Source organism: Parafrankia sp. EUN1f (assembly GCF_000177675.1).
In the GTDB taxonomy this organism is placed as follows: Bacteria; Actinomycetota; Actinomycetes; order Frankiales; family Frankiaceae; genus Parafrankia.
The window spans coordinates 1-7,878 of record NZ_ADGX01000255.1; the positions used below are offsets into that span (position 1 = coordinate 1).

The 7,878-nt window shown below is 76.2% G+C and carries 3 protein-coding genes and 2 pseudogenes; all 5 read left to right on the forward strand.

Translation table 11 applies throughout. The features are described from left to right. On the forward strand, positions 1–1,607 hold a 1,607-nt coding region (locus FREUN1FDRAFT_RS36915; protein WP_006545526.1), incomplete at its 5' end, for an SDR family NAD(P)-dependent oxidoreductase. Further along, on the forward strand, positions 1,604–4,093 hold the full coding sequence (locus tag FREUN1FDRAFT_RS36920; protein ID WP_006545527.1) for a beta-ketoacyl synthase: 2,490 nt from the start codon (positions 1,604–1,606) through the stop codon (positions 4,091–4,093). The genes FREUN1FDRAFT_RS36915 and FREUN1FDRAFT_RS36920, both read left to right, overlap by 4 nt. After that, positions 4,087–5,750: pseudogene (locus FREUN1FDRAFT_RS36925) on the forward strand (PfaD family polyunsaturated fatty acid/polyketide biosynthesis protein). Before FREUN1FDRAFT_RS36920 ends, FREUN1FDRAFT_RS36925 begins: the two are co-directional and overlap by 7 nt. Next, on the forward strand, positions 5,747–7,633 hold the full coding sequence (gene accD / locus FREUN1FDRAFT_RS36930; protein ID WP_006545530.1) for an acetyl-CoA carboxylase, carboxyltransferase subunit beta: 1,887 nt from the start codon (positions 5,747–5,749) through the stop codon (positions 7,631–7,633). Before FREUN1FDRAFT_RS36925 ends, accD begins: the two are co-directional and overlap by 4 nt. Further along, positions 7,630–7,878: pseudogene (locus tag FREUN1FDRAFT_RS36935) on the forward strand (acetyl-CoA carboxylase biotin carboxyl carrier protein subunit); the annotation flags it as partial. The gene accD and the pseudogene FREUN1FDRAFT_RS36935, both read left to right, overlap by 4 nt.

Sequence of the window (7,878 nt, forward strand, 5' to 3'; positions counted from 1 at the left end):
CCGACGGCCCACGCCCGACGCCCCGGCAGGCCGAGGCGGCGCGCCGCGACGTGCTGGCCCGCCGCGAGATCCGCGACACCCTCGCGGCGCTGGCCGCGACCGGCGCCACCGCGGTCTACCTGAGCGTCGACATCGCCGACCGGGCGGCGGTACGGGCCGCGCTGGCTCCCTACCGGGACGTGGCCAACGCCCTCGTTCACGGTGCCGGGGCACTCGCCGACAGCACGTTGGAGGCCAAGACCCCCGACGCCGTCCGCCGGGTCCTGACCCCGAAGCTGACCGGGCTGCGCAACGTCCTCGACGCGCTCGGCGCCCTCGACTCACCCGAGGCATCCCGTTCCGGCGCGGCCTCGCCGCTGGGGCATCTGGTGCTGTTCACCTCTGTGGCGGGCCTGATGGGCAACCCGGGTCAGGCCGACTACGCGGCGGCGAACGAGGCCCTCGGCCGGCTCGCCGCCGGCTGGAAGCAGGCGGCGCCCGGCCGGCACATCACCGCGATCGACTGGGGCGCCTGGGACGGCGGCATGGTCGACGCCGACCTGCGCGAACTGTTCCGCTCCCGCGGTGTCGCGCTGATCGACCGGGCGCAGGGCGCCGAGGTGTTCGCCGACCAGTTCGAGCCGCCGGGCACCGCCGACGTCCGCCTGCTGGTCGGGTCAGCCGAGGCGCTGACCGGCGCGGGCGGGGTGCGGCCCGCACCGGCCCTGGTGGCCCGCCGCGACCTCGGCGAGATCGCCGAGCACCCGGTCATCAGGCACCACCAGGTCGGCGGGTTCCCCGTCCTGCCGGCGACCTTCGCGATCGGCTGGCTCGCGGGCGTCGTCGAGCGCGCCCACCCGGGGCTCGCGGTCGTGGAGGTCCGCGACTTCGACGTCCACAAGGGTGTGGTGTTCGACGGGACGGGTGAGCTGACCCTGCGGGTGCACGCCGCGGCAGCCGAGCCCGACCCGAGCGCCGGCGGGCCGGCCGGTGCGGGTGAGCGGCTCGTCGTGAAGGCGAGCGTGCGCAGCCCCGGCGCGCTGCCGATCGGCGTCTCCCGGTACGCGGCGACGCTGGTCCTCGCCGCGCGGCCACCGGCGCCGACGCAGGTGGAGGACTGGTCGCGGCTGGAGGCGCTGTGGTCGGGGCCCGGCGCGCAGGACGGCCTGGAGATCTACACCGGCGGCACCCTGTTCCACGGGCCGCTGCTGCGGGGGATCACCCGGGTCCTGGAGCGCGGTGACCGCAACCTGGTCATCGAGTGCCGGCTGCCGGCGGCCCCGGTCGCGCACGGCGCGTTCGCCGCCACGCTGCACGATCCCGCGCTGGCCGACCTGCTGCTGCACGGCCCGTCGGTGCTCGGGCGCTGGGTGACCGGCCAGGCCTGCCTGCCGCTGGCCGTCGGGCGGATCGACTACCGGGCACCGCTGCCCGCGGACGAGCCGTTCGCCGTGGTGGTCGACGAGACCCGGGTCCGCGACACCGGCCTGCTCAACCGGGTGACCGCCGTCGGCCGGGACGGACGGATCCTCGTCCGCCTGCACGACGTGGCGATGGTCGCCACCCCGGACATGGCGGCGAAGTTCGCCGAGGGTGCCGCGCGCTGGGCGCAGGAGGGGACGTCATGACGATCGCCGAGGAGGCGCCCCGCATGTCCGTGCCGGGCTTCGGCCCCGGGGCGCTGCCGGCCGCCGCGTTCGACGACGAGCTCGGCTTCGAGGGCGAGCCCTTCGACGCGCTCCGGCTCACCGCCCCGGCCACGCCCACGGCGGTCACAGCGACCACAGCGACCACAGCGACCACAGGGACCACGGCGACCACCGTGGCACCCACGGGGGCGCTCGCTCTGGTGCCCCCCGTGGCGACCACGGTGGCGGCGGTGGAGCGACCGCTGCCCGCCGGGACCGCGCTCACCGGGGCGGGTGATCTCGCCACAACGCGGATCGCCGGGCTCATCCGCGAGGCTGGCGCCGTCGTCGCGGCGGCGCACGACTCCGCGCTGACGGCGCAGCTCGCGCTGAGCCGGCTCACCCTCGCCGGCCCGGCGCCCACCGGCACCGTCACCGTCACCAGCCGCCCCGCGACCACCGTCACACCGGCGATCGCCACGGCGGCGACACCGGCGATCACGGCGGCCGCACCGACCCTCGCACCGGCGATCACGGCTGCGGTCACGGCGGCGGCCGTTCCTGAGACCGGGCCGGCGGAGGTCGCGCCAGCACCCACCGGTCCGGGCTCGGAGACCGACCCGGTCACGGAGGCGTCCTTCAAGGCGCTGGCGCGCACGGAGCGCCGTGAGCTCACCGCCGCGGACCTGGCCGCGCTCGGCCGCGGCGAGATCGCGGGCGTCTTCGGGCCCGCCTACGACCAGGAGGGCGTCAGCCCCGACCTCACGCTCGTGGACCCGGGCACCCGGCCGCTGCTGGCCTGGGTGGCGGGGCTGCGCACACATGGTGGTGCCAGCGCGGCCGGCTCCCTGCGCGCCGGCCTGCTGCCACTGGACGCCGCGAGCGGCACCGACACGCTCACCGCCGATCTGCTGACCGCGGCCGGGCAGGCACTGCGGGTCTTCGCGCTGTATGTCGGCCTGCACCTGTGCCTGGCGGACGCACGCTTCGTCCCCGCGGCGCCCGCGGAGGACCCGGACGGCCGCCCGCGCACCGGCCCGGCACATCCCGCGCCCACCGTGACGCTCGTCGGCGCCGGTGCCGGCACCGGCACCGGCACCGGCGCCGACGGCGCGCCGCGGTGGGACGGCACCGGCGGGGAGGTCGTGCTCGACGTCGACACGATCGACCTGCTGCCACGGCCCTGGCTGGCCGCCCGGGTGCTGGTCCAGGCCGGTGGACGGGTCGTCGCCGAGATCCGCGACGTGGCCGTGACCGTCCGGGAGCGCCCGGGCACGCCGATCGGGCCCGACCACGGCGGCGCCGTCACGGCCTTCCTCGGCCGGCGCAACGCCGCCGGGGAGCGGGCACTGCTCAGCGAGTTCCACATGGCGCACTGCGCCCGGGGGGACCAGGGCATCGGGCTGGGACCGGAGTTCGGCGCCTACCGGGGGCGGCGGGCCACCCGGCTGCCCGGGGGCGGGCTGCGGCTCGTCGACCGGATCATGGCGTCGGACTCCCGCCGCGGCGACCTGCGCGGCGGCGCCACCCACATCACCGAGTACGACGCGGCGGCGGACTGCTGGTACTACGCCGACACCGCGAACGCCTCGATGCCCAACTGCGTCTACATGGAGACGTCGCTGCAGTCGGCGCTGCTGCTCGGCTACTACCTGGGCGCGACCCTGGCCGAGCCGGAGGAGGACTACAGCCTGCGCAACCTCGGCGGGAGCGCGACGGTGCTGCGCGAGGTGGAGCTGCGCGACGCGACCATCCGCCAGCACTCGACGCTGATGTCGACGAACCCGATGCCCGGCACGGCGCTGCAGGACTTCTCCTACTCGATGGCCGTCGACGGCGAGCCGTTCTACACGGGCGAGTCGATGTTCGGCTACTTCAACGCGCCGGCGCTGGCCCGCCAGACCGGCCTGGACGGCGGGCGGCTCGTGCCGACCTGGCTCGACGAGGTCGTCGAGCGGGGCGGTGAGCCCCCGGCGGTCCGCACGATCGACGTCGCCGCCCGCCGCGCGGACCCGGCGGCGCCGCTGTGTGCCCGCGGCCAGCTCGCGCTGCTCGACGACGTGCAGGTCGTCGACGGCGGGGGCCGGCACGGGCGCGGCTACCTGCGGGCGGTCCGCCCGATCGACCCGGCCGACTGGTTCTTCGCCCGGCACTTCCACCTCGACCCGGTGATCCCCGGATCGCTCGGGGTCGAGGCGGTCATCCAGGCCATGCAGGAGTGGTCCGTCGACGCGGGCCACGCGGACGGGATGGCCCGGCCCGGGTTCGTCCTGCCGGTCGGCCTGACCATGCACTGGAAGTACCGGGGCCAGCTTCTCCCGTCCGACGGGACGTTCACCCTGGAGGTTCACATCTCGGATGTCAGCCGCCGGCCCGGCCGGGTCCGCGTCACCGCCGACGCGAGCCTGTGGAAGCCGACGATGCGGATCTACCAGCTGACCGACATCGCGATCGAGCTGCGCGACGAGGGAGCCCCGTCATGGTGAGCCCGCCCCTGGTCACCACGCCACCAGCCGCCGCGGCCCCGCCCGCACGACTCGCACCGCCCGGGCGGGCCACACCGCTCGCCCGGACCCCGGCGGACGTCCACCGGGTGCTCGCCGACCTGGAACGGCCCGTCTACGTCGTGCGCGACGCGGCCGGGATCGCCCTCACCGGCGACGAGCAGGCCGCGGCGGCGGCCGGGCAGGTGCTGGCCGCCGCGGGCCCGCTGCCGCCGCGGCGCCTCGGCTCCCCCGCCTTCCGCCGCGACCACGGGGTCGACCAGGCCTACATGGCCGGGTCGATGGCGAACGGCATCGCCTCCACCGATCTGGTGGTGAACCTGGCCCAGGCGGGCTACCTCGCCTCGTTCGGCGCGGCCGGGGTGGTCGCCGCCCGGGTCGAGGAGGCGCTCGCCGACCTGCGGCGGCGGACCGGCGGACGTCCCTTCGCCTGCAATCTGATCCACAGCCCGACCGAGGCCGCGATGGAGCGGGAGGTCATCGACGCGTGCCTGCGCCATCAGGTGCGCTGCATCGAGGCGTCGGCGTTCCTGGACCTGACCCCGCAGGTGGTGCGCTACCGGCTCGCCGGCCTGCACCGCGGCCCGGACGGGCGGGTCGTCGCGGCGAACCGGGTCGTGGCGAAGGTGTCCCGCACCGAGGTGGCCGAGCTGTTCCTGCGGCCGGCTCCGGAGGCGCTGGTCCGTCCGCTGGTCGAGCAGGGGCTGGTCAGCGCCGAGCAGGCCGCGCTCGCCGCGGCGGTGCCGCTCGCCGACGACATCACCGCGGAGGCCGACTCCGGCGGTCACACCGACCGCCGCCCGCTGGCCGTCCTGCTGCCCGAGCTGCTGGCCCTGCGCGACGCCCTTCGGGACGTGCCGGGTGGCCCGGGGGGCTCAGGTGGCGGGTGGTCCGTACGGGTGGGTGCGGCCGGTGGGCTCGGCACCCCCGGGCCGTCGCCGCCGCGTTCGCCCTCGGCGCGGACTACGTCGTGACCGGCTCGGTCAACCAGTCCTCCGTCGAGGCGGCGCAGTCGCCGGCGACCAAGGCGCTGCTCGCCCAGGCGTCGGTGACCGACTGCGCGCAGGCTCCGTCCGCCGACATGTTCGAGATCGGCGCCGAGGTGCAGGTTCTCAGCCGCGGCACCATGTTCGCGTCGAAGGCGCGCCGGCTGTACGACCTGTACCACCGGTACGACGGGCTGGACGACATCCCCGCCGAGGAACGCGCCGCGCTGGAGAGGCGGATCTTCCGCCGGCCGCTCGACGACGTCTGGGCCGACACGGTCACCTACTTCTCCACCCGCGACCCCGAGCAGATCGAGCGGGCGCGGGAGAGCCCGAAGCGGCGGATGGCACTGGTGTTCCGCTGGTATCTCGGCCTGTCCTCCGGCTGGAGCATCGGCGGCGCGGCCGACCGGGTCGCCGACTACCAGGTCTGGTGCGGCCCGGCGATGGGCGCCTTCAACACCTGGGTACGCGGCAGCGTCCTGGAACCGCTGGAGAACCGGCACGCCGCCGCGATCGCCACCGAGCTGATGCGCGGGGCCGCGTTCACCAGCCGGGTCGCGGCGCTCGCCCAGGCCGGCGTCCGGCTGCCCGCCGCGGCCACCACCTACCGGCCGCTCCCCCACCGACCAGAACAGGAACGACGGCCATGACCGCACCGGTACTGCAGCACCAGCACCGTCCCGAGGGGGACGACGGCACCTCCGTGTGGCTCGTCTGCGACGGCTGCCGGCGGATGATCTACGGCCGGCGGTTCGCCCGCGGCGGGAGCGTCTGCCCCGAATGCGGCTGGCACGCGCGCCTGACCGCCGCGCAGCGAATCGACCTGCTGCTGGACGCGGATTCCGTCGAGCTCCTCGACACCCCGGTCACCGCGGCGGACCCGCTGCACTTCATCGACACCCGTCCCTACACCGACCGGCTGCGCGGCGCCCGTGCCGCGACCGGAATGTCCGAGGGGGTGCTGGTCGCCCGCGGCACGATCGAGGGCTGCCCCGTCGTCACCGCCGTGATGGACTTCCGCTTCCTCGGCGGAAGCCTCGGCGCCGCCGTCGGCGAGGCGATCACCGGGGCGTGCGAGATCGCCCTGCGGGAACGCACCCCGCTGCTGCTGGTGACCGCCTCGGGCGGCGCCCGGATGCAGGAGGGCGCGCTCTCCCTGATGCAGATGGCCAAGACAGCCCAGGCCATCGGTCAGCTCGACGAGGCCGGCATCCTCACCGTCTCGCTGGTCACCGACCCGACGTTCGGCGGTGTCGCGGCGTCCTTCGCGACGCTGACCGACGTCATCATCGCCGAGCCGGGTGCCCGCCTCGGCTTCGCCGGCGCCCGGGTGATCGAGCAGACCATCCGCCAGACCCTTCCGCCCGGGTTCCAGACCGCCGAGTTCCTGCTCGAGCACGGTGTCGTGGACCTGATCAGCCCCCGGGCAGCGCTGCGCCCGACGCTCGGGCGGCTGCTGTCCGTCGCCACCCGCCGCCAGGCGACGGCGCCGGCGCCGGCAACAGCCGCGGCCTCGGCCGCGGCGAGCCCGGATGGGGAAGCCGGCGGGCACGTCTCGGCGGGCGTCGTCCGGGACCCCGCCCGGCTCGCCGAGCGCCACCCGTGGGAGGCGGTGCGCCTCGCCCGCCGGCTCGGCCGGCCCAGCGCGCTGGACTACGTCGGTGCGCTGGTCGAGGACTGGACCGAGCTGCACGGCGACCGCGCCGCCGCCGACTGCCCGGCCATGGTCGCCGGCCTGGGCCGCTTCGACGGGATGCCCGTCGTCGTCACCGGGACGCAGAAGGGCCATACCGCCGCCGAGCTCGCGGCGCGGGCCTACGGCATGCCCTCACCCGCCGGGTACCGCAAGGCCGCCCGGGTGATGCGGCTGGCGGCGAAGCTGGGCCTGCCGGTCATCACGCTGATCGACACCGCCGGCGCGCATCCCGGCATCGAGGCCGAGGAGAACGCCCAGGCCGTCGCCATCGCCGAGAACCTGCGGCTGATGGCCGGCCTGCCGGTGCCCGTCGTCGCGGTGGTGACCGGTGAGGGCGGCAGCGGCGGCGCGCTCGCACTGGCCGTGGCGGACCGGGTGCTGATGTGCGCGAACGCGATCTACTCGGTGATCAGCCCCGAGGGCTGCGCCGCCATCCTGTGGAAGGACCCGGCCGCCGGACCGGACGCCGCGGCGGCACTGAGGGTCGACGCCCGCGCCCTGCTGGAGGCCGGCATCGTCGACGGCGTCATCCCCGAGCCCGATGGCGGCGCCGACGTCGACCCGCTCGCCGCGGCGGACGCCCTGCGCGCCGCCCTGGCCGGCACCCTCGCGGACCTCGTTCCGTTGGACCCGCCGACTCTCGTCTCCGGCCGCCGGGCTCGCTTCCGCCGCTTCGGCGCCCCGGCCCCGGCCTCAGCGCCGGCGCAGGTCCCGGCTCCGGCTCCGACCCCAGGCGCCGCCGTGCCCACCTCGCCCACCGTGCCCGCCCTTCCTGCGGCGCGCCCGCCGACAGGGCAGCGCTCCACCGCCGATCTCGACGACGTGAGGCACTCATGACCATGACGACCGCGAACGGCAGTCACACCACCCCGGCCACCGGGCCCGGCCAGCGGGCCGGGGAGAGCGGCCTCGGCGAAGTGATCGCGGTCCTGCGCCGCGAGGCCCTGGAGGCCGGAGCCGGCGGGGGGCGCCCAGTGAGCCGGGTACGGGTCAGCGCCGGGGACATCACCCTGGAGATCGACTGGACGACGCCCGCGGGGCCGGGCGCCCGGGACGGCTCGGTCGCCACCGGGCCGGCCGTG